Source organism: Nocardia sp. NPDC019219 (assembly GCF_040632645.1).
Classification (GTDB): domain Bacteria; phylum Actinomycetota; class Actinomycetes; order Mycobacteriales; family Mycobacteriaceae; genus Nocardia; species Nocardia sputorum.
Genome location: NZ_JBEYCG010000020.1, coordinates 129,462 through 149,972 on the forward strand (window position 1 = coordinate 129,462; position 20,511 = coordinate 149,972).

20 protein-coding genes are annotated in these 20,511 nt (G+C 69.6%); 7 read left to right on the forward strand and 13 right to left on the reverse strand.

Going from position 1 to position 20,511, the window contains the following annotated elements:
- Positions 1–128: 128 nt before the first annotated feature.
- Positions 129–1,343 (reverse strand): transcriptional regulator, encoded by a 1,215-nt coding sequence (locus ABZ552_RS29755; protein ID WP_357441293.1) that lies wholly within the window; start codon positions 1,341–1,343, stop codon positions 129–131.
- A gap of 142 nt (positions 1,344–1,485) precedes the next feature.
- On the opposite strand from ABZ552_RS29755, the gene ABZ552_RS29760 reads away from it, so the two are divergent.
- Positions 1,486–1,908, forward strand: a complete 423-nt coding sequence (locus ABZ552_RS29760; RefSeq protein WP_281879842.1) for an MmcQ/YjbR family DNA-binding protein — start codon at positions 1,486–1,488, stop codon at positions 1,906–1,908.
- A gap of 4 nt (positions 1,909–1,912) precedes the next feature.
- Here ABZ552_RS29760 and ABZ552_RS29765 read toward each other — a convergent pair whose 3' ends face one another.
- The 4 genes from ABZ552_RS29765 to ABZ552_RS29780 all read right to left on the reverse strand — a co-directional run bounded on the left by ABZ552_RS29765 (position 1,913) and on the right by ABZ552_RS29780 (position 4,508).
- Complete coding sequence (locus ABZ552_RS29765) at positions 1,913–2,236, reverse strand: hypothetical protein (protein ID WP_281879843.1); 324 nt, start codon at positions 2,234–2,236, stop codon at positions 1,913–1,915.
- Positions 2,237–2,327: 91 nt separating this feature from the next.
- Complete coding sequence (locus ABZ552_RS29770; RefSeq protein ID WP_281879844.1) at positions 2,328–3,467, reverse strand: alkaline phosphatase family protein; 1,140 nt, start codon at positions 3,465–3,467, stop codon at positions 2,328–2,330.
- A gap of 42 nt (positions 3,468–3,509) precedes the next feature.
- Positions 3,510–3,821, reverse strand: coding sequence for a nuclear transport factor 2 family protein (locus tag ABZ552_RS29775; RefSeq protein WP_357441297.1), 312 nt, complete (start codon positions 3,819–3,821; stop codon positions 3,510–3,512).
- A 60-nt stretch (positions 3,822–3,881) separates the two neighbouring features.
- Positions 3,882–4,508 carry a TetR/AcrR family transcriptional regulator gene (locus ABZ552_RS29780; RefSeq protein WP_281879845.1) on the reverse strand — a complete coding sequence of 209 codons (627 nt, stop codon included), beginning with the start codon at positions 4,506–4,508 and terminating at the stop codon, positions 3,882–3,884.
- Between the two features lie 110 nt (positions 4,509–4,618).
- Between ABZ552_RS29780 and ABZ552_RS29785 the strand changes: the two genes are divergently transcribed.
- Genes ABZ552_RS29785 through ABZ552_RS29795 form a run of 3 tightly spaced genes read left to right on the forward strand, consistent with a single transcriptional unit; the run spans position 4,619 to position 6,842 of the window.
- A complete protein-coding gene (locus ABZ552_RS29785; RefSeq protein ID WP_281879846.1) occupies positions 4,619–5,695 on the forward strand; it encodes an aldehyde reductase in 1,077 nt (358 codons plus the stop codon).
- Between the two features lie 12 nt (positions 5,696–5,707).
- Complete coding sequence (locus ABZ552_RS29790) at positions 5,708–5,908, forward strand: hypothetical protein (RefSeq protein WP_281879847.1); 201 nt, start codon at positions 5,708–5,710, stop codon at positions 5,906–5,908.
- A 49-nt stretch (positions 5,909–5,957) separates the two neighbouring features.
- Positions 5,958–6,842 (forward strand): LLM class F420-dependent oxidoreductase, encoded by an 885-nt coding sequence (locus ABZ552_RS29795; RefSeq protein ID WP_281879848.1) that lies wholly within the window; start codon positions 5,958–5,960, stop codon positions 6,840–6,842.
- Between the two features lie 25 nt (positions 6,843–6,867).
- On the opposite strand, the gene ABZ552_RS29800 is transcribed toward ABZ552_RS29795, so the two are convergent.
- Positions 6,868–7,443 (reverse strand): methyltransferase domain-containing protein, encoded by a 576-nt coding sequence (locus tag ABZ552_RS29800; RefSeq protein WP_281879849.1) that lies wholly within the window; start codon positions 7,441–7,443, stop codon positions 6,868–6,870.
- A 189-nt stretch (positions 7,444–7,632) separates the two neighbouring features.
- Between ABZ552_RS29800 and ABZ552_RS29805 the strand changes: the two genes are divergently transcribed.
- Positions 7,633–9,918 (forward strand): excinuclease ABC subunit UvrA, encoded by a 2,286-nt coding sequence (locus tag ABZ552_RS29805; protein ID WP_281879850.1) that lies wholly within the window; start codon positions 7,633–7,635, stop codon positions 9,916–9,918.
- On the opposite strand, the gene ABZ552_RS29810 is transcribed toward ABZ552_RS29805, so the two are convergent.
- The 5 genes from ABZ552_RS29810 to ABZ552_RS29830 all read right to left on the reverse strand — a co-directional run bounded on the left by ABZ552_RS29810 (position 9,915) and on the right by ABZ552_RS29830 (position 15,044).
- Positions 9,915–10,766, reverse strand: coding sequence for a helix-turn-helix transcriptional regulator (locus tag ABZ552_RS29810; protein ID WP_281879851.1), 852 nt, complete (start codon positions 10,764–10,766; stop codon positions 9,915–9,917). The two genes, ABZ552_RS29805 and ABZ552_RS29810, sit on opposite strands and share 4 nt — an antisense overlap.
- Positions 10,767–11,020: 254 nt before the next feature.
- Positions 11,021–11,773 (reverse strand): 3-oxoacyl-ACP reductase FabG, encoded by a 753-nt coding sequence (gene fabG / locus ABZ552_RS29815; RefSeq protein WP_281879852.1) that lies wholly within the window; start codon positions 11,771–11,773, stop codon positions 11,021–11,023.
- Between the two features lie 14 nt (positions 11,774–11,787).
- Positions 11,788–12,936, reverse strand: a complete 1,149-nt coding sequence (locus ABZ552_RS29820; RefSeq protein ID WP_281879853.1) for an acyl-CoA dehydrogenase family protein — start codon at positions 12,934–12,936, stop codon at positions 11,788–11,790.
- Between the two features lie 355 nt (positions 12,937–13,291).
- A complete protein-coding gene (locus ABZ552_RS29825; protein ID WP_281879854.1) occupies positions 13,292–13,912 on the reverse strand; it encodes an HAD hydrolase-like protein in 621 nt (206 codons plus the stop codon).
- Between the two features lie 181 nt (positions 13,913–14,093).
- Positions 14,094–15,044 carry an Lrp/AsnC family transcriptional regulator gene (locus ABZ552_RS29830; protein WP_281879855.1) on the reverse strand — a complete coding sequence of 317 codons (951 nt, stop codon included), beginning with the start codon at positions 15,042–15,044 and terminating at the stop codon, positions 14,094–14,096.
- A gap of 85 nt (positions 15,045–15,129) precedes the next feature.
- Here ABZ552_RS29830 and ABZ552_RS29835 point away from each other — a divergent pair, with 85 nt between their 5' ends.
- Positions 15,130–16,005, forward strand: coding sequence for a VOC family protein (locus tag ABZ552_RS29835; RefSeq protein ID WP_281879857.1), 876 nt, complete (start codon positions 15,130–15,132; stop codon positions 16,003–16,005).
- A gap of 1 nt (position 16,006) precedes the next feature.
- Here the strand turns inward: ABZ552_RS29835 and ABZ552_RS29840 are convergent, their stop codons facing one another.
- Both ABZ552_RS29840 and ABZ552_RS29845 read right to left on the reverse strand, forming a co-directional pair.
- Entirely contained in the window at positions 16,007–17,425 is a 1,419-nt protein-coding gene (locus ABZ552_RS29840; RefSeq protein ID WP_281918247.1) for an amino acid permease, read from the reverse strand.
- 99 nt (positions 17,426–17,524) lie between these two features.
- Complete coding sequence (locus ABZ552_RS29845) at positions 17,525–18,670, reverse strand: LLM class flavin-dependent oxidoreductase (protein WP_281879861.1); 1,146 nt, start codon at positions 18,668–18,670, stop codon at positions 17,525–17,527.
- Positions 18,671–18,928: 258 nt separating this feature from the next.
- Here ABZ552_RS29845 and ABZ552_RS29850 point away from each other — a divergent pair, with 258 nt between their 5' ends.
- The gene (locus ABZ552_RS29850; RefSeq protein ID WP_281879863.1) at positions 18,929–20,437 is read left to right on the forward strand and encodes an NAD(P)/FAD-dependent oxidoreductase; all 1,509 of its coding nucleotides are present in this window, start codon (positions 18,929–18,931) and stop codon (positions 20,435–20,437) included.
- The last annotated feature ends 74 nt before the right edge of the window (positions 20,438–20,511 follow it).

Below are 20,511 nucleotides of genomic sequence, written 5' to 3' on the forward strand. Positions count from 1 at the left end.
GTGTGTCGGGTAGTCGGCGATGCCGGAGTCCCGGCACCGATCTGGCAAAGCTCATGATTCCTCGCTGATGTATCTCGGACCGACTCACTATGGTCCGCGGAGGTTGGCGCGAGGTTGGTGTGAGAACGTCAGTCGCGCAACGCGGTATGCAGCCGAGCCGCGACCACCGCGCGCCGCACGTCGTCGGGCGGGAGCAACCGCAGCGCGTGCTCGTGGACCGCGATGTCGCGGGGTGCGCGTTCGCCGAACGCGACCGCGTGTTCTGCCCGGTCGCCGGTGAGCACGGCGGTCCGCACGCCCACGTCGAGATGGTCGCGCCACCGCAACACGGCGGGCGCCTCCGATCCGGGCAGCAGCGGCCCCCGGTACAGCCACACCGCCGAGGTGGTGTCGCCCGCGGTGACGGCGGCGAGCAGGTCGACGGCATCGCAGGAGACCGGACCGGTCAGCGCGTACCGGCGATTGCTGATGTCGCCTCCGATCGCCCGGCGCAGATGCGAGACATCGGCTTTGAGCGTGCTGATGGAAACCGACCGGTCGCCGTACAGGGCGGCGTGCAATTGCTCGGGGGTGAAGCCGTCCGGCTGGAGCGCCAGCAGCGCGAGAATTTCCAGTTGCCGAGGCGGCAGCGGCAGCGGCACCCCGTCGCGCACCAGGCGTGCGGCGCCGAGGCATTCCAGCCGGATCCCCGGCGTGGGTACGGGCGCGGCGGTGCGCAACATCGTCTCCACCGCCGTCACCAGCGCCCGCACCGAGGTGAGCACCGCGGGATGCGAGCGCTCCCAGGAACTGGACAGGTCCAACGCGCCGACCTGTCTGCCGTCCGGCCCGTGGATGGGCGCGGAATAGCAGACCCAGCCGTGCAGAGCGGCGATCAGGTGCTCGGCGGAGAACACCGTCGCAGGGCGATCGGTGTGCAGCGCCAGCGCCAAACCGTTGGTGCCCATATGGCTTTCGCCCCAGCACCCGCCCGGGGCGAGATTGACCTGTTCGGCCTGCCTGCGCAGCGTGCGGTCGCCGCAGGACCACAAGACGGTGCCCGCGCTGTCGGTGACCACGGCCAGGTAGCCGGAGTCCTCGGTGACGGCGCGCAGTTCACCCGCCAGCGCCGTCACCGGTTCCCGGAGTGGGGACGCCGCCCAGCGATCGCCGATGTCGTCCACCGCGGGCGCGACCGTGGTACCGGGATCGACGGTGTACATCGACCGCCGCCACGACTGCGCTACTTCGTTGCGGAGGACGGCGGCGCTGGGCCGGGACGTCACCTGTGGAGCCGTCGCCCAACGCTCCCATTCTTTTTCCAGTTCGACCCGCTGCTGTGTGAGGGTGCGGAACTGCGCCACGTGGAAGACCCATCGTCGTGTGAGCTCGTATTCGCACTCTCATTCTGGCGTACGCCGACCGGAGTGGCGAGCTGTTCGGGCCCCTACCGGCCGGTCGCGTCAGCTTCGAGCGAACGCGGCGACGAAGCCCTAGGCTGCTGGCATGGCGACCGGTTTACCGCGGGCACGCCTCGCCGACGTGCACGAAGTGGCTTCGGGCATGCCCTATGTGACCCGCGTCGACGGACCGCGCGGCAACCCGATCTACCAGGTCGGGGGCAAGTCGTTCGTGTTCTTCCGCACCCCTCGCCCGGACGCCGTGGATCCGGGCACCGGCGAGCGCTACGCCGATGTGATCGTGATCTGGGTGCCGTCGGAGTCGGACAAGCAGGCGCTGGTCCAGGATCCGGACTCGCCGTTCTTCACCACGCGGCATTTCGACGGGCATCCGTCGGTCCTGGTGCGCGCCGCTCACCTCGGCGAACTGAGTCGTCGAGAACTCACCGAGGTCATCCAGGACGCTTGGCTGTCGCGGGCCTCGCGCAAGCGCGCGGCGGACTGGCTGGCCGCCCATCCGCCGCGCTGAACGGTCACTTCCGGATGAAAATGCCTGCCACGTCCGCGTTCTTGATGGGGGTGTCGGCGTTGGCCTGGGCGCCGCACAGCAGGTCGACCGACACCATGGTCGCGTCCACGGCGGTCCCGGCCGGTTCGCGGTCGTCCTTGGTCTGCTGCTTGACGAACTTGGTGATCGTCGTGCGCTTGGTGTCCTGATCCTGCTTGACGTACTCGCTGCACGGCGTGTCGCCGCCGCGGTTGAGGGCGCGTTCGATGTCGGTGCAGCCCGCGAGCGCCATGGCGACCATCGCGATCCCGAGGCCGGTGCGGCCGGTTCGTGACAGCGTGGCGTGCATGGGCTCCTCCTGAAGGTTCGGCGGCGCTGCCCGCCGCGATCGGAGTTCAGCGTAGAGCGCTCACGCCGAGTGTCCCACCGACGGCGGGTGCTCAGGCGCGGAACACGCACAGCGGGACGTTCATCTCCGCCGGGGTGAGCGAACCGTGGTGACCGATCAGCCGCGACTGCAGCGGCTCGGCGCCGGTCCGGATGACGCCACGCCGACCCCGGGCCACTACGACCAGATCGCCGATGCGCCGGGCGATCGCCGGGGCGACAGTGGGGCCGAACCAGCCTCGGCCCACGGCTTCCGCCCGGTCGAGGACCTCGAAGTCCGCGCCGAGGGTCGCCCGCCAGGCCGCCGCGACATCGGATTCGGCGCCCGGCTCGGTGTAGACGTGGCGGGCGCGGGGTTCACCGCCGAGCGCCCGGACGCCGTGTTGCAAGGCCGGGGTGGTGTCGAAATCGAGGCGATCGTCCAGGTGCACCATGCCGTGGTCGGCGGTCACCAGCAGCGCCGCTCCCGCGGGGAGCTCGTCGGCGAGCGCGGCGGCGAGCCGGTCGGCGTGCGTGAGTTCCAGTTGCCAGGACCGTGCGGAGGGCCCGCGCACATGTCCGGTCAGGTCGAGATCGCCGTGGTAGGTGTAGACCAGGGAGCGCGGGCCCGCGCGTAACGCCTCGCTCACACCGGCGACGAGATCGCCGAACGACAGTTGCGGGCGGAACTCGCAACCGCGCAGCACCGCCTCGGTCAGCCCAGACCCCGCCTGATCGCGGGGTGATACCTGCGCGACGGCGATGCCGTCGGCGACGGCGCGCTGAAAAACCGTTGTGCGGGGCTGGAATTCCGACGGGACGAGTTCCCGCCGCAGATCGGACTTCGGCGCGCCGTGCAGCCGCCAGGACAGCGGAGTGAAGAGCCGGTCGTAACCGGGAACGTGGAACAGGTAGCCGACGATCCCGTGCTCACCGGGCGGAACGCCCACGCCGAGCGAGGCGAGGCTGGTGGCCGTCGTTGTCGGGAAACCGGCGGTGAGCCGGATCGGCGCGAGGCCGGACAGGAACGGCGCCGCAGCGGGATTCGCGACGAGATCCTCGTACCCGAGCCCGTCCACCAGCAGGACGCAGACCTGGTCGGCGTCGAGCCGCAGCCCTAGGCGGTCCTCCTCACCGGGTACACCGAGACCGGCGAGGACGGAGGGGAACAGGTCGGCCAGAGAACCCGAACCGTAGCGCGGCGCGACGAACACGAGGTCAGAATGTCAACGTCGGCGGCTGCCTGGCAAGGGCGTTCACGCCTGTCCGGTCTCGAAACGGCTCACCTTGCCGTCGCGCAGGACGAACCGCCAGGTGGTCCGCATCGAGCCCCATCGGGAATTGGTGTAGTCGGCGACCAGTTCGGTGCCGTCCTCACCGACGGACTCGACCCGCATGCGGCCGTTGCTGTCGAAGATCTCCGCTCCGGTCCACTGGTGGAGGTTGCGTTCCACACCGTCGTCGGACATGGTGGCGTCGTCGGTGAGCACCGCGTAGAACCGGTCCTGATCGTTGGCGTTGAGCGCGTCGACGAACTCCTGCACCGTCGGATCCAGCTGCGCGGTCATCCGGGTCGTCCTCTCGGATCGGTGTGGGAAGCATCGGACAGCAAATGTCTGGCGTCTACTCTAGGTCAGCGGCGGCGCGCTCGGCTCCAGGAAAGTCGCGAAGGTCCGCATGACATCGTCCACCAACGCCGGGGCGGTGGTGCCGAACTGTCCGGCGCGTTTCTCCAGCTGTCCGTCCAGCCACAGCGAGGCCAAGCCGTGGCCGAGACCCCAGAACATGACCGCCAGTGTGTCGGCTTTGTCGGCGGGCAGCGCTCCCGCGCGGACGCACTCCGTGATGGCGTCGGCCAGGACGCCGAAGGCCGCGTCGCCCGCGGCCATGGTGTCGGGATGTTTGTCGGGTTGGGAGAGTTCGGGCCGGAACATCAAACGGAAGTAGGCCGGCTGTTCGCGGGAGAACCGCACGTAGGCGTTCGCGAGGGCGGTGAGGGCGGCCATGGGCGTTTCCGCCTCGGCGCGGGCGGCGGCCAATCGCGCTCCCAGTAGCTGGAAGCCCTGCGTGGACAGGGTCGCGAGCAGGGCGGCCCGGTCGGGGAAATGGTGGTACGGCGCCGCGGTGCTCACACCTGCCTCGCGCGCCACCCGGCGCAGGCTCACCGCCGCGAGCCCCTCCGTCTCGATCAAACGCAGGCAGGCGGCCAGCAGCGCGTCGCGCAGGGCGCCGTGGTGGTAACTGGTCCGCGTCACCGTCCGAGCGTATGCGACGTGTCCTGGACAACCTAACTATGCGGTGCTTAGATTATCTGAGCGCCGCTCAGATGGGCGGCGCGCGAGGTACCCACGAGACGGATGTAGACATGAGCACACGAGTAACAGTCACCGGCGCAACGGGTTTCGTGGCCGGCCACGTCATCGCCGAGCTGCTGGAACACGGCTACGCCGTGCGCGCGACGGTGCGCGACCTCGCCGACACGGGTAAGCGAGCACACCTGGTCGAGGCGGCCCGGCGCACCGGGGGCGAGCTCGAATTCGCACGAGCCGACCTCAACGGCGACGACGGCTGGGCGGCCGCTGTCGCGGGCAGCGCGGCGGTCCTGCACGTAGCCTCTCCGTTCCCCAGCACGCCGCCCGACGACGAGCGCGACCTCATCGACACCGCGGTCGAAGGAACGCTGCGCGTGCTGCGCGCCTGCGCCGCCGCGGGCACGGTACGCCGGGTGGTGCTCACGTCCTCGATCGCCGCGATCGCGTACGGTCACGCCGAGGACGGCTTGCGCACGGAGGCCGACTGGACGGTGGTCGAGCGCAGTCCCGCCTATCAGCAGAGCAAGACGCTGGCCGAGCGGGCGGCCTGGGATTTCGTCGCGAAGCTCCCGGCGGGCGAGCGATTCGAATTGGTCGTCGTCAACCCGGGTATGGTGCTCGGACCGTTGCTCTCCGCCGCGACGAGCACGTCGCACGAGCCCGTACGCAGGTTGCTCGCCGGGGACGTCCCCGGTACACCCCGGGTCGGCTGGGCGCCGGTGGACGTGCGTGACCTCGCGGTAGCGCACCGGCTCGCGCTGGAGACGCCGGAGGCCGCGGGCAACCGCTACATCTGCGCGGGCGAGCATCTGTGGATGGAAGACATCGCGCGCATCCTCGCCGAGGAATACCGGCCGCGCGGGTTCCGGGTGCCGACCAGGCGGCTGCCGAACTGGCTCGTGCGCTGTGTCGCGCTCTTCGACAAGGGCGTCCGGTTGACCGTGCCCACTCTGGGGCGCACCGAGTCGCTCAGTGCGGGCAAAGCGCGACGCGAACTGGGCTGGACCATGCGGCCTGTCCGGGAAACCCTGCTGGACACCGCCGAAAGCCTGTTGCAGCACGGAATCGTCGCGCCGTCGCGGCGCAAGCCGGCCCCGGCGGCCTCCGCGCCGCGCGCCGTCCGGGCCTGAGGGGGTGCGAGCATGCTGATCGCGACATTGATCGTCACCACCGTCGCCATGGCACGGCGCCGGCTCGCCCGCCGATCCCCGGCTGGGAACTCCACCGGAGGCGGTGTTCCCGGCCCCGTCCGCCGGGCGTTGCGCCGTCCGGCGCCGATAGCGGCCGCCTGCGTCGCGCTACTCGGCATCGCGGTCGCCGCGGGCGCGCTCGCCCAGTGCTGAAACCGGCCCCGACGTGCGGCGCTCCGGCGCGGTTCGCTAGACAGGACACGTGACTGCGCAGCGCCCGTTCCGGTTCGGTGTCAACATGGTGGTCCCCGAGTGCCGGAAGAACTGGATCGAAAAATGCCGCCGGGCAGAGGAATTCGGTTTCGACGTGGTCGGCGTCGCCGACCATCTCGGCCTGCCTGCGCCGTTCCCCGCGATGATTCTGGCCGCCGAGGCGACCGAGCGGGTGCGGTTGAACACCTACGTGCTCAACACCGCGTTCTACAACCCGGTATTGCTGGCGCGCGACGTGGCCGGCGCCGATCAGTTCACCGACGGGCGCGTCGAACTCGGACTCGGCGCGGGCTACGTGCAGGCGGAGTTCGAGGCCGCGGGCATTCCGTTCGAAAGCGGCAGCAAGCGCGTCGAGCATCTGGAGCAGACGGTGATCACGCTGCGCGGCCTGTTCGCCGATCCGGAGTATCAGCCGCAACCCGCGCAGCCGACAGGTCCGCCCGTGCTGATCGGCGGGTGGGGCGACCGGTTGCTCGGCGTCGCCGCGCGGCACGCCGACATCATCGCCTTCACCGGCGCGGCGGCCGCGCGCAACGGCGGCCCGCTGCAGATGGCCGGGCTGGCCGAGATCGAGGAACGCGTCGCCTACGTGCGGGAGCTGCTCGGTCCCCGAGCGGACAAGGTCGAGTTCAACATCCTCGTGCAGCGGGTGGTTCCGCCGAACGAACGCGCGAGCGTCCTGGAGGTCTTCGGTCCGGCGCTGCCGCCGGACGTCGCCGACTCCCCGGAGGATCACCCGATCCTGCTCATGGGCACCCCCGAGGAGATGGCCGACCGCCTGCGCGAACGGCGCGACCGTTACGGCATCAGCTACGTCACCGTCCTCGAGGACAGCATGGAGAAGTTCGCGCCGGTCATCCAGTTGCTGCGCTGAACGGCGGGTTCGCGGCAGCGGGTGCTCACGCGGGCTTTCGCCACAGCAGGGTGTAGCGCCACATGAGCCGTCGCCGGATGCGCGCACCGGGTAGCAGATCGGCAACGGTCGAGCGAATCTCGGCGTACCCGTCGATCGGGTCACGCAACTGGACGCTGGGCTCGCCGGACCGGTGCAGGAGGTCCGTCATCCGGATGACGGGCACCAGGGGCAGATAGTGGTAGTCCCTGCGCAGGGTCATGTTCCAGAGCCCGACTACGGCGAGGACACCGCCGGGTGCGACCAGGCGGCGCAATGCGGTGATGCCCTCGCGCAACGGGACATGGTGCAGGGTCGCCACGATGGTGACTACGTCGAAAGAGCCCGTGTAGTCGAGGAAGTCGGCCTGGTCGAGGGACACCCCCGCCGTCACCGGGGCTTGCGCGAAGGGCTCCGCGTCGACGTCGATTCCGGTGACGGTCAACCCACGGCGAGCCAGTTTGCGCGCCAAAAGGCCGTCGCCGCAGCCGATGTCGAGCGCGGTGCGGGCCGACGGCGGCACCTGCTTCAGTAACCAGGGGTGGTAGTGGGTGTTGTGATTCCAATAGGGGTCGTCGCGCACTTCGACACTGTAGGGGCTATCGATTTCGGGCCGGGAGCGGTCGCCGACGTCTCGGAGTCCGCGGAAACCGGGGAGTTGCTGCTGGCCGCCGAAAGGCCGTCATTGCCCACATCTCCCGCTCGATCTAAATGTGATTTACGTCACATTTACCGGAGCATTTCGGGGGTACGGGATGGCAAGGTGTGCGGTATGCCTTTCGCCGAATCCACCGCATCGCCCGACGCCATCCGAGTGCTCCGAGCCAGCGAGCACAACCTGCGGGACGTGTCGCTCGAGATCCCGAAGAACAAGATCACCGTCTTCACCGGCGTCTCCGGCTCGGGCAAATCGTCGATCGTCTTCGACACCATCGCGGTCGAATCCCAGCGCCAGCTCTACGCCACCTTCCCCGCGTTCATCCTCAACTTCCTGCCGCGCTACGAACGCCCGCACGCGGAGGCCATCGAGAATCTCACCGCGCCGGTGATCATCGATCAGCAGCCGGTCGGCGGCGGGCCGCGCTCCACGGTCGGCACGATGACCGACATCTACTCCATGGTGCGGGCCATGTTCGCCCGATTCGGTTCGCCCTCGGCGGGCTTCGTCTACAACTATTCGTTCAACGTGCCGCAGGGCATGTGCCCGGATTGCGACGGACTCGGCGTCACCGTCCGCGCCGATCCCGACCGGCTGCTCGACCGCACCAAGTCGTTGAACGAAGGCGCGATCCTCCTGCCGGGATACGGCGTGGGCAGCGGGGATTGGCAACTGTACGGCAAGTCCGGCCGCTTCGATCCGGACAAGAAGCTCGCCGACTACACCGACGCGGAACTGCACGACCTGCTCTACGGCACCGGCGGCAAGGTCGAACTGACCTTCAGCAAGGGCACCTGGAAGGCGAACTACGAAGGCATCGCCACGAAATTCACGCGGACCCGGCTGCAGCGCGACACCTCGACGCTGAGCGAGAAGACCCGGGAGCAGATGCAGCAGTTCCTCACCGAAGGAGTCTGCGGGACCTGCGCGGGCGCGCGCCTGAACCAGGCAGCGCTGGCCACCCGGATCGGCGACCGCAACATCGCGGATTGGGCGCGCTTGCAGATCACCGATCTGATGGAGGTGCTCGACGAGATCACCGATCCGGCCGCCGCCGGTCTGGCCGGGGCCATCCGCACCGCCCTGCGGCGGGTGGCCGACATCGGACTGGGATATCTCAGCCTGGACCGGCCGACCTCGACCCTGTCCGGCGGCGAGGGACAGCGGCTGAAGATGATCAAGCATCTGTCCAGCACGCTGATCGGACTGACCTACATCTTCGACGAACCCAGCGTCGGGTTGCACCCGCGGGATGTGGGCCGGCTGAACGATCTGCTGAAGGCGTTGCGGGACAAGGGGAACACGGTGATCGTGGTGGAGCACGATCCGGACGTCATCCAGATCGCCGACCATGTCGTCGACGTCGGGCCGCGTGCGGGCGCGCACGGCGGTCAGGTGGTCTTCCAGGGAAGTTTCGCCGATCTCCGCAGTGCCGACACCCCGACCGGCGCCGGTCTGCGCAGGCCGTTCCGCGTGAAGGACTCCTTCCGGGCGGGCACGGGCGAGCTGCTCGTCGAGCGCGCGACGCTGCACAACCTGAAGAATGTGACCGTCGGGATCCCGACCGGCATCCTCACCTGTGTCACCGGGGTCGCGGGCTCGGGCAAGAGCAGTCTCATCCGGGACGTGTTCGTCCGCGAGCATCCCGAGGCGATCTTCGTGGACCAATCGCCCATCGCGGCGTCCTCCCGGTCCACGCCCGCGACCTACCTCGGATTGATGGACCCCATTCGGAAGTTGTTCGCCAAGGCGACGGGGGAGTCCGCGGGCCTGTTCAGTTTCAATTCGGCGGGTGCGTGCAAGCAGTGTGAGGGGCGTGGGGTGATCATCACCGAGATCGCCTACATGGATCCCGTGACCACCCACTGCGATGCCTGCGACGGACGACGCTTCTCCGATGACGTGCTCGCCCTGACGCTGCGCGGCAAGTCCATCGCCGACGTGCTGGAGATGCCGGCCGAGGAGGCGCTCGGATTCTTCCCGGAGAAGGCGCTGCACACCAAGCTGCGCACGATGAACGAGGTGGGTTTGGCCTACCTCAGCCTCGGCCAGGCGATGAGCACGCTGTCCGGGGGCGAACGGCAGCGGATCAAGCTGGCGACACAGTTGCAGAACACCGGCAGCGTCTACGTGCTCGACGAACCCACCACCGGACTGCACATGTCGGACGTGGACACGCTGCTGGCGCTGATGGACGGTCTGGTCGACCGGGGCAACACCGTCGTGGTGATCGAGCACAACCTCGATGTGGTCGCCCACGCGGACTGGGTGATCGATCTCGGGCCGGACGGCGGCAAGGACGGCGGCGAGATCGTCTTCACCGGCACACCCGCCGAACTGCTCACGCACCCGTCCTCGCTGACCGGCGAATACCTGCGCCGGTACAAGACGGGCAGCTAGCCGGCGGACTCCGTGAACTGCTCGGTCCCGGTCACCCGCAGCAATTCCAGCGCCGAGGCTTCCCGGCTGCCGGGCGTCGCCGAGTAGACCACGACGGCCTGGTCGGTGTCCGGGACCAGCAGGGTGTCGCAGTCCAGCCGCAGCGATCCGAGGTCCGGGTGATCGATCGTCTTGGTCGCGCTGCGCCACTGCCCGGAGCGCCGCGCGTTCCACAACTGCTCGAATCGGGGACTGCGGGAACGCAATTCGGAGACCAGGCGCAGGAGGCCGGGATCGTCGGGGTAGCGCGCGCGGGTGCCGCGCAGGGTGGCCACCGAGAACGCCGCGGCATTCTCGGCCTCGGCGGGTGTCATCCGGACCCGTCCGGGCTCGGTGCCGAGGAAACGCTGCCAGATGATGTTGCGCTGAGCGGGCGGCCAGGCGGAGAAGTCGCCCAGCAGCGCGGTCGCCATCGGATTCCACGCCAGCACATCGGCTTTCGCCGAGAGCACCAGCGCGGGCAGGTCCGCCATCCGATCCAGCAGACGCAAGACGCTCGGGCGCACCACCATGTCGATGCGGCCCGCCTGCGGCGGCGCCGCGCCCGCGAGCTGGAACAGCAGGGTGCGATCCTCGTCGTTGAGCCGCAGCGCGCGGGCGAACGCGGCCAGCACGGCGCTGGACGGACGGGGACCGCGACCCTGCTCCAGACGTACCACGTAGTCCACGCTGACACCGGCCAGCTGGGCGACCTCCTCGCGGCGCAGACCCGGCACCTGCCTGCGCGAGCCCGCGGGCAGCCCGACGTCGCCCGGACGCACTCGGTCGCGCGCCTGTCTCAGCAACGCGGCCAGCTCGGTTCGATCCACATCCCGATCATGCCGTGCCCGGTCGTCGCCGGGGTGGGATCGCTGCTCCCAGGAGTTGGCAGCCCTGGCGGACGGCTGCCGGGCACGTGACGCCCGGCCCCGTGAACGAAACGACGACGGTCCTGGTGCTTCCCGGCTTCCAGGTCAACGCGGCCGGAGCGCACACGCTACGGCTGTCTCTGCCGCGACAGGGAAGTGCAGATTCCTGCCCGGTCACCTGCCGTAGACGACGGTGAGGAGGCGCTCGCCGTCGGTCAGCGGGCGCCACCGTTGACGTACAGCGTCTGCCCGCTGACGTAACTCGCCTCGTCGCTGGCGAGGAAGGCGATCACCGCCGCGACCTCTTCGGGCTGACCCACGCGGCCCAGCGGCGTGCGTTGCGCGGCCGCTTTCTGGTGATCCTCGGCGCTCATTCCGACCCGGTCGGCGGTGGCGGCGGTCATAGAAGTGGCGATATAGCCGGGCGCCACCGCGTTCACGGTGACGTTGTACGGCCCGAGCTCCAGGGCGAGCGTCGCGGTGAGCCCTTGGATGCCGGCCTTGGCGGCCGCGTAGTTGGCCTGGCCGCGGTTGCCCAGCGCCGACCGGCTCGACAGTGAGACGATCCTGCCGTACCGCTGGGCCACCATGAACCTCTGCGCGACCTGCGCGCAGTGGTAGGCGCCGGTCAGATTGACCGCGAGCACCGCGTGCCAGTCCTCCTCGGACAAGCGGAAGAACAGGTCGTCGCGGGTGATGCCCGCGTTGTTGACCAAGATGTGCGGGCTGCCCAGATCGGTCGCGACCCGATCGAACACCGCCTCGACCGAGCCGCGCTCGGTGACGTCGCAGACGTAGCTGCGGGCCACTCCGCCGGCTTCGGTGATCCGCGCGGCGGTCTCGTCGGGCGCGTCGCGGTCGAGTACCGCCACGGCGGCGCCCTCGGCGGCGAGGCGCAGCGCGGTCGCCGCGCCGATGCCTCGGGCCGCGCCGGTGACGACGGCGATCCGGTCGGTGAAGCGGTGCATCGAATGTTCTCCTGTCAGAACGCGGCGACGCCGGTCAGTGCGCGGCCGATGAGCAATTTCTGGATCTGGCTCGTGCCCTCGTACAGGGTCATCACTTTGGCGTCGCGGAGGTATTTGCCGACCGGGAACTCATCGATGTAGCCGTATCCGCCGAACACCTGCACCGCTCGGTCGGCCGCACGGACCGCCGCCTCGGAAGCGAACAGCTTCGCCTTGGAGGACGCCACGGCGAATTCCTCGCCACGGTCGACGAGGTCGGCGACCCGCCACACCAGCAGCCGCGCCGCGTCCACGTCGAGGGCGATATCGGCGAGCAGCTCCTGGACGAGCTGGTGGGCCGCGATCGGCTTGCCGAACTGTTCTCGCTGGGTGGCATAGCCGACGGCGGCGTCCAAGCAGGCCTGCGCCAGCCCGACGCAGCCGGCCGCGACCGACATGCGGCCCTTGGCCAGCGCCGCCATCGCCACACCGAAGCCCTTCCCCTCGGCGTGCAGCCGGGCGCTGTCGGGAACACGCACACCGTCCAGCACGAGTTCGGCCGTGGCCTGTCCGCGCAGCCCGAGCTTTCCGTGGACTTCCCGCGCGGTGAATCCGGGCGAGTCGGTCGGTACCAGGAACGCGGTGATGCCCCGATGTCCTTCGCCGCCGCTACGCGCGAACACCAGCGCCACATCGGCCCAGGTGCCGTTGGTGATGAACATCTTCGTGCCCGACAGCACCCAGTCCGAGCCCTCGCGCACCGCACGGGTGCGCAGCTGAGCCGCGTCGGATCCGGTGCCCGGCTCGGTGAGCGCGAAACAGCCGAGCGCCTCGCCCGCCACCAGCCGCGTGAGCCAGGTCTGTTTCTGCTCCTCGGTGCCGAAGTGGTGGATCGACTTGGCCACCAAGCCGAGGGAGACGGAGACGATGCCGCGCACAGCCGAGTCGCCGCGCCCCAGTTCCTCGAGGACCAGGCAGTAGGTGAGATGGTCGCCCGCGCTGCCGCCGTACTGCTCGGGGATGGTGAGCCCGAGGAAGCCCAGTTCGCCCAGCCGGGCGACGATCGACCGGTCCACGCTTTCGTCGCGATCCCACCGCGCGGCGTGCGGCACGATCTCCCGGTCGACGAAATCGGCCGCGAGCTGCCGCGCCGCCGTCTGCTCGCCGGACAGTTCGAGGTTCATGGACGGTAGGCTAGCGAGGAATAAACTAGCGCCGCAAGTTTAGTGCAGGTACGCCGCGATACTTCGAGGTAGGAACGCGTAGTGGGCCGTGGCCGAAGTGGCGCGCGCACGGTCGGCGACGGACCGGCGCCCGAGCTGGATAGTCGAGTGGCGGGCGAATCGACCGCCGTGGGGCTCCGGAGTTCGCGTGGCGATCTGCCGTCCGCGCTCATGTCGAAGCAGGAACTGAAGCGCCTGGCTGAAAGGTTGCGGCAACCCGTCCCACACCAAGAGGACCGTGTCGGCAGCTCGCCGTTACCCGGCCGAGTCCGCCGATCGGCCCATCACCGACCAGGCTGACGAGGTTCTCGGACGCTCATCGAGCGGTGACCGCGCCGCATTCGGTCGCGAGCCAGGCGGGGAACTCGGTGAGGTCGGTCAGCACCACGTCCGCGCCCGCCGCGCGCAGTTCGTCGGCCGTGCACGGCCCCGTGCTGACCCCGACGGCGAAGACGTCCGCGGCGCGCGCGCCGTTCATGTCGCCGACGTGGTCGCCGACGAACAGACTCGCGCCCTGTTCGCGCAGCGTCGCCGCCTTTCCCGCCGACCAGAGGTCGCCCGCGAGATGGTCGACGCGCCAGCCCAGCTCGGCGATGTGCAATTGCGCGAGTGGCGCGTGCTTGCCGGTGACCACGAGCACTCGCCCGTTGCGGGCCTCGACAGCCGCCAGCGCGGCCTGCGCGCCGGGCATCGGGGGGATGGCCGAGACGATCGTCGGGTAGAGCGCTCGATAGCGGGTGACCAGGGCCGGAACCAGGTCTTCGGGCGCGCCGGCCTCCACGAGCAGGGTGGCCAGCGGGGGGCCGAGCCGATCGGCGAAGGTCGTCCCGCACAGTGGCAGGCCGAACTCGGCGCCGAGTCGGTCGATGGCGCTGGCGACGCCAGGTCGCGAGTCGATCAGCGTCATGTCGAGGTCGAAGCCCACGGTCCAGGTCACCTGACCGACCCTAATAGCCCGCGCCGCGGCGTGCCGGTCGGGCTGTTGTGATTCACAACTCCCTGGGGCGAAAGCCGTGCCGCCGCAACGAGAGCCGTGATCCACGTGGAACCCCGGATGCACTCGATGTCGGGTAAGCGACTGTGCCTCCGCCATTTTCGGCATCGAGCGCAAGTACGCGTCAGGTGAATCGGGGTGGCGCCGCGCGCTTGACGTAGCCGCTGACCGGGCTGATCTCCATCCGATCGATACCGCTCAGCGCCGCGATCCGCTCCGTGGTGTAGCGGAACAGGTCGTCCGCGTCTCGGCAGACGACGCACACCAGCAGATTGTGCGGTCCGGTGGTGGCGCCGACGAACGCCGCCTCCGGATCGGCGGCCACCGTGGTCGCGACGGCCACGAGATGGGCGGGGGCGACCGTGAGCCACAGCAGGCTCTGCACGGCGTAGCCGAACAGGGCGGGATCTACCTCGACGTCGAAGCCGAGCACCCGGGCGTAACGCAATTCCTCGAGCCGCCGCCGGACCGCGGATTCCGACCAGCCGACGGCTCGTGCCAGCCGTGGATACGCCGCTCGACCGTCGGCGGCGAGCGCGGGGAGCAGGCGCCGATCCAGCTCGCTCGGCGTCACGGTCGCCGCCGGATCCGTATCGGGCGCACGCAGTGCCGCGCTCTGCTCGGTGGACAGCGCCGACATCCGTCCCTGCCAGCGGCGTTGCATGACGTGCCGCAGCACGCGGTGGGCGTCCACCGAGTGGACGGCCGGATGGCGGGCCAGCTCGGGCAGGGGAGCATCGCCGGGAACGCGGAACAGACAGACCAGCTCGGCCCCACCGGCGACGACGGTCACCCAGGCGGTGTCGCCACGGCGCGCCAGCGCGTGGGCCAGCGCGGCGGTGGCATCGGGACGGACCCGCAGACGGACCAGCCACTCGGCGTGGCCCACCCGCCCGGTGTCGGCGACGCCGGTGACGCGCAGCCCGCCGGTGTCCAACAGCCGCCGGTAGCGGCGGGCCAGAGTACGTTCGGAGACCCCCAGCACCGGCGCGAGCCTGCTGAACGGCGCGCGGCCGTCCAGCTGCAGGGCGTGCAGCAAACTTCGGTCGACGTCGTCCAGGATGACCGAATCCACCATGTCAGCCTAGGGCAGTGCCGGAATACGGCGAATCGGCCGTGCCGGCGGGCGGTACGGCGGCGCCGGGACAAACATCGACAGCGTGCAGAAACCGATCGACGCCATTCACCACACCGGAATCCTGACCCGCGATCTGGACGGCCTGGAACGCCGCTATCTCGACCTCGGGTTCACGCTGAGTCCCCGCTCGCGGCACCTGCTCAGCGCGCACCCGGGTGAGCCGCCCACGCCCGGATGCACGGCCAACCGGTGCGTGTTGTTCGGCGGGTCCTATCTCGAATTGCTCGGCATCGTGGACGAGAACGCACCGGATCCCTGGCACACCAAAGCGATGGCCGACGAGTACGAAGGTTTCCGCCTGCTCAACCTGGAGACCGGCGACGCCGAGTCGGCGCGGCGGCAGCTGCTGGCGGCGGGACTGCGTGCCACCGGCGTGCTCGACCTCGAGCGCGACGTCGAGACCGAGGACGGCGTTCGCACGGTGCGCGCGCGGGCAGTGCACGTGGACCCGAGCTCGACGCCCGAGGCCCTGCTCGGCGTCGCCCAGCACCTGACCCGCGAATACGTGCACCAGCCGCGCTACCTCGCGCACCCGAACGGCGCGCGTGCCATCGCCGCCGTGCTGATCGCCGCGGCCGATGCGGAGTTCGACGGGATCGTCGAACGCTACGGGCGCATCCTGGAGGCGCCCGCCGTGGGCAAAGGGCCGCTGACCGTGCTGGAGATGGGTGCGGGGCGGTTGGAACTGGTGCGCGCGTCCCAGGCCGACGCCGTGTTGCCGGGTGAACCGGCACCCGCACCGTCGTATCTGGCCGCCATGACGATCGCCGTGCGCGAACTTCGCGTCGCACGCGATGTCATCGAGAACGCGGGTGTGCCGGTGCGCGAGACGGACGAGGGGTTCTTCGTCTCCGCGCGCGACGCCTACGGCGCCGGCCTGTTCTTCGTGGCGGGCTGAGTCAGGGGCGGGCGGGGCCCTCGCCGAGGCGCGGCTCGGCGAGGGTGGAGCGCTTGCGTCCGTATCCGAGATAGACCGCGATGCCGACCAGCACCCACACGCCGAAGCGCACCCAGGTCAGCGCCTCCAGAGTGGTCGCGAGCAGCACGCAGCCAATCAGCGCGAGCAGCGGAACCACGGGCACCAGCGGAGTGCGGAACGGGCGTTCACGTTCGGGCTCCACCCGACGCAGCACCAGCACGCCCACGCACACCACCGCGAACGCCGACAGCGCGCCGATGTTCACCAATTCGACCACGATGTCGATCGGCAGCAGTCCCGCGATGACCGCGCCGAGCGCGCCGAGCAGCACGGTCAGCCGGACCGGGGTCGACCGTTTCCCGGTCGCCGCGAGACCGAAGGGCAGCAGCCGGTCGCGGCACATGGCGAACATCAACCGCACCTGCGCGTAGACGATCAGCAGCAGGCCCTTCGTGAGCGCGATGATCGAGGCGATCACGATGACGTCGCCGATCCAGCCGATGCGCACCGCGCCGAACGCGGTCGCGATCGGCGCGCTGTTGTTCAGCGTGGCGAACGGCACCATGCCGGTGAGCACGGCGCTGACCAGTGCGTAGAGCACGGTGGCGATGAGCACCGTGCCGATGATCGCGAACGGCACGTCGCGCCGTGGATCGCGGGCCTCCTCCGCCGACGCGGCGACCACGTCGAAACCGAGGAAGGCGAAGAACGCGATCGCGGCGCCGCCGATGATCCCACCGATGCCGAACGGCGCGAACGGGGTCCAATTGTCCACGCTCACGTGCGGGCCGCCGACGGCGATCACCAGCACGAGCACCCCGATGGTCACCGCGACCAGCGCCTTGGTGATGCGCGCGGTGAACGTCACCTCGCCGACGAGCACCGCGACGACGGCGGCGACGATCAGTACGGCGGGCAGGTTCACCACGCCGCCTTCGGCGGGCCCCGCGACGAGTGCGTGCGGGACGGTGATGCCGAACAGCGAATCCAGCGCGGACACCGTGGTCCCGGACCAGCCGATCGCCACCGCGGCTCCCGCGATGACGAACTCGAGCAGCAGGTTCCAGCCGACCAGGAACGCGGGTGCTTCGCCGAGGGTCGCGTAGGTGTAGGTGTAGGCGCTGCCGGAGACCGGAACCATCGCCGCGAGTTCGCTGTAGCACAGGGCCACCAGCACGCACACCGTTCCGGCCAAGGCGAACGACAGCACGATGGCGGGCCCGGCCTTCTCCGCGGCGGCCACACCGGTGATGACGAAGATTCCCGCGCCAACGATGGTGCCGACGCCCATGGCGGTGAGATCGAGCCGACCGAGCCTGCGCGCCAGCGTGGGCGCGCCCGCCTCGGTCGCGGTGTCGGGCAGGCGGCGGCGCCAGCGCCGGGCTGATTCGGTGGTCATGACTCCCTTAGGCGAACGGTCCGTCGGTCGCGGCCGGTGCCGGACCGATAGACCATTCTCGCTGCGCAGCAGCGCGTGGGAATAACTGGGGGGTTGCGCTCAGCTGCTCGATGACGCGGCGAACGGCGTGGCGGCGGCGACGCGGGCGGCGCGGTTGGGATGCCGCCACAAGCCCCTGCGTTCCAGGATCGGCAGCACGCCCTCCCCGAACCAGTACGCCTCTTCCAGATGGGGGTAGCCGGAGAGGATGAAGTGCTTGATGCCCAGACGCGCGTATTCGGCCAGCCGATCGGCGACTTCGGTGTGCGAGCCGACCAGCGCGGTGCCCGCGCCGCCGCGGACCAGGCCGACACCGGCCCAGAGATTCGGCGCGATCTCCAGCCGGTCGGTGCTGCCGCCGTGCAGTTCGCTCATCCGCCGCTGGCCTTCGGATTCGCTGCGGGCCAGATTGCTCTGCACCCGCTCGATGTCGGCGGGGTCGATGCCGGCCAGCAGGCGGTCGGCCTCGGCCCAGGCCTGCTCGGAGGTGTCGCGGCTGATCACGTGGACGCGCAGGCCGTAGTCGAGGACGCGGCCGTGGTCCACCGCCAGACGGCGGATCCATTCCAGCTTCCTGCTCACCGCGAGCAGCGGCTCGCCCCAGGTCAGGTAGGCGTCGCTGTAGCGGGCCGCGATCGGGCCCGCCGGTTCGGAGGAGCCGCCGAAGAACACCGGGGGCACCGGGTCCGGTCGGTTGGCCAGCAGTGCCTGGTGGACTCGGATGTGCTCGCCCTCGAAGGTCACCGGCTCGGTGGAGGTCCACAGCTCTCGCACGACGTGCAGGAACTCGCCGGTGCGGGCGTAGCGCTGGGTCTTGTCCAGGAAGTCGCCGTAGGCCTGCTGCTCGTGTGGCTCCCCGCCGGTCACCACGTTGAGCAGCAGCCTGCCCTTGGAGTGCCGCTGGAAGGTGGCCGCCATCTGTGCCGCGAGGGTCGGGCTGACCAGGCCGGGGCGGAAGGCGACCAGGAATTTCAGTGTCTCGGTGGTCTCGACCATCATCGCGGTGGTCAGCCAGGCGTCCTCGCACCATGCGCCGGTGGGCGTGAGCACGGCCTCGAAGCCGTTGTCCTCGGCGGCGGCGCCGATCTGGTTCAAGTACCGCAGGCTCGCCGGGCGGTCGCCGGACATGAAGGTGCCGTGCCCGCCCGCGATCAGGCCGCGGGAATCGCCGTAGGTGGGGAGGAACCAGTGGAACGACAGGCTCATGCTGAGCCAACTCCCTTCCGGAGAGCGCGGCCGCGCGGATAACGGACAGATCGAGGCGGTGCGCCCGGTGGGCTTGCCGCAGTGGTCCATGCTGGCCGCTCGGCCGGGCCGGGTCACGGTTTGCAACCAGCCCGGTTTTTATTCGGGTGTCCGGCCGTGTCACTATTCGTGACTAGACGTAACCACGAATCACACGTAATCTGGGCTCAGCACGCACCCTCAGGTGTGCGAGGCGGATCGGACGAAACGAGTACCTCAATGACGCGGCATGTCGACGTATTGATCATCGGCGCTGGGCTGTCCGGAATCGGCATGGCCTGCCATCTCACCAAGGAGCAGACCGGACGCAGCTACGCGATCCTGGAGCGCCGGACGGCCATCGGCGGCACCTGGGACCTGTTCCGCTATCCGGGCATCCGCTCCGATTCCGACATGTACACCTTCGGCTACGGCTTCCGCCCGTGGAACGGCACCAAAGTCCTCGCCGACGGGCCGCACATCCGCCGGTACATCGAGGAGACCGCCGCGGAGTACGGCGTCACCGAGCACATCCGGTTCGGCCGGAAGGTGACCACGGCGCGCTGGTCCAGTGCCACGGGAACCTGGACCGTCGAGGCGCTCGACGAGCAGACCGGCGAGTCCGAGGTCTACACCAGCGACTTCCTGGTCGGCTGCACCGGGTACTACGACTACGACAACGGCTACCGGCCGCGGTTCCCCGGCGAGGAGAACTTCGGCGGGCAGATCGTGCACCCGCAGCATTGGCCCGAAGACCTCGATTACACGGGCAAGCGGATCGTCGTGATCGGCTCCGGAGCCACCGCGATCACGCTGATCCCGGCGATGAGCGACGCGGCGGCGCACGTCACCATGCTGCAGCGCTCGCCGACGTACATCACCGCGCTGCCCGCCGACGACCCGGTCGCGGTGGGGATGAAAGCCGCCAAGGTGCCAGAGAAGCTGGCCTACCGGATCGGGCGCGCGCGCAACATCGCGTTGCAGCGCGCGAGTTTCCAACTCTCTCGTACCAATCCGGAAGCGGCCAAGAAGCTGCTGCTGGCGGCCGTGCGGATGCAGGTCGGCCCGGGGATCGACATGCGCCACTTCACCCCGAGCTACAACCCGTGGGACCAGCGGCTGTGCGTGGTGCCCAACGGTGACCTGTTCAAGGTGCTGCGCAGCGGCAAGGCGTCCATCGTCACCGACCGCATCGAGACCTTCACCGAGACGGGCATCCGCCTGGTCTCCGGCGAGGAACTGCCCGCCGACCTGGTCATCAGCGCCACCGGCCTGAATGTGCAGATGCTGGGCGGCCTGACACTCGAGATCGACGGCGAGCCGGTGGTCACCCGCGACCGGGTGGTCTACAAGGGGACCATGCTCGACGGCGTGCCGAACGCGGTGATGGTGCTCGGCTACACCAACGCCTCCTGGACGCTGAAGGCGGACTTGGCGGCCGAGTACTTCTGCCGTGTGCTCAACCATATGAAGAAGCACGGCTTCACCCGGGTGGAGGCCGTCGCCGCCGAGCGCGACCGAGGCGCCGATTCGGTGATGGGCGGGGCGCTGACCTCCGGCTACATCCAGCGCGGCGACGCGGTCATGCCCCGGCAAGGCACCAACGGTCCCTGGCAGGTGATCAACAACTACTTCCGCGACCGCAAACTGCTGCGTAAGGGCGCGCTCGAGGACGGGGTGCTGACCTTCAGCCGGTCCGAGAAGTCGCCGACCGCCGCACGACCGCTGGAAGGCATCCGCAGCGCCTGAGCGCCGCCGATCGCCTCATATGCGGCGGGCACGACGAGGTGTCCGCCACGAGCGCGGACCACGCGCGCAGGGCG

Coding starts and splice junctions, on each gene's coding strand:
- ABZ552_RS29765 (WP_281879843.1), bottom strand. CDS start 2,236: ATGCACGCCACGCTGTCACGAACCGGCCGCACCGGCCTCGGGATCGCG.
- ABZ552_RS29850 (WP_281879863.1), top strand. CDS start 18,929: ATGACGCGGCATGTCGACGTATTGATCATCGGCGCTGGGCTGTCCGGA.
- ABZ552_RS29845 (WP_281879861.1), bottom strand. CDS start 18,670: ATGAGCCTGTCGTTCCACTGGTTCCTCCCCACCTACGGCGATTCCCGC.
- ABZ552_RS29840 (WP_281918247.1), bottom strand. CDS start 17,425: ATGACCACCGAATCAGCCCGGCGCTGGCGCCGCCGCCTGCCCGACACC.
- fabG (WP_281879852.1), bottom strand. CDS start 11,773: ATGCACCGCTTCACCGACCGGATCGCCGTCGTCACCGGCGCGGCCCGA.
- ABZ552_RS29820 (WP_281879853.1), bottom strand. CDS start 12,936: ATGAACCTCGAACTGTCCGGCGAGCAGACGGCGGCGCGGCAGCTCGCG.
- ABZ552_RS29760 (WP_281879842.1), top strand. CDS start 1,486: ATGGCGACCGGTTTACCGCGGGCACGCCTCGCCGACGTGCACGAAGTG.
- ABZ552_RS29775 (WP_357441297.1), bottom strand. CDS start 3,821: ATGACCGCGCAGCTGGATCCGACGGTGCAGGAGTTCGTCGACGCGCTC.
- ABZ552_RS29805 (WP_281879850.1), top strand. CDS start 7,633: ATGCCTTTCGCCGAATCCACCGCATCGCCCGACGCCATCCGAGTGCTC.
- ABZ552_RS29790 (WP_281879847.1), top strand. CDS start 5,708: ATGCTGATCGCGACATTGATCGTCACCACCGTCGCCATGGCACGGCGC.
- ABZ552_RS29785 (WP_281879846.1), top strand. CDS start 4,619: ATGAGCACACGAGTAACAGTCACCGGCGCAACGGGTTTCGTGGCCGGC.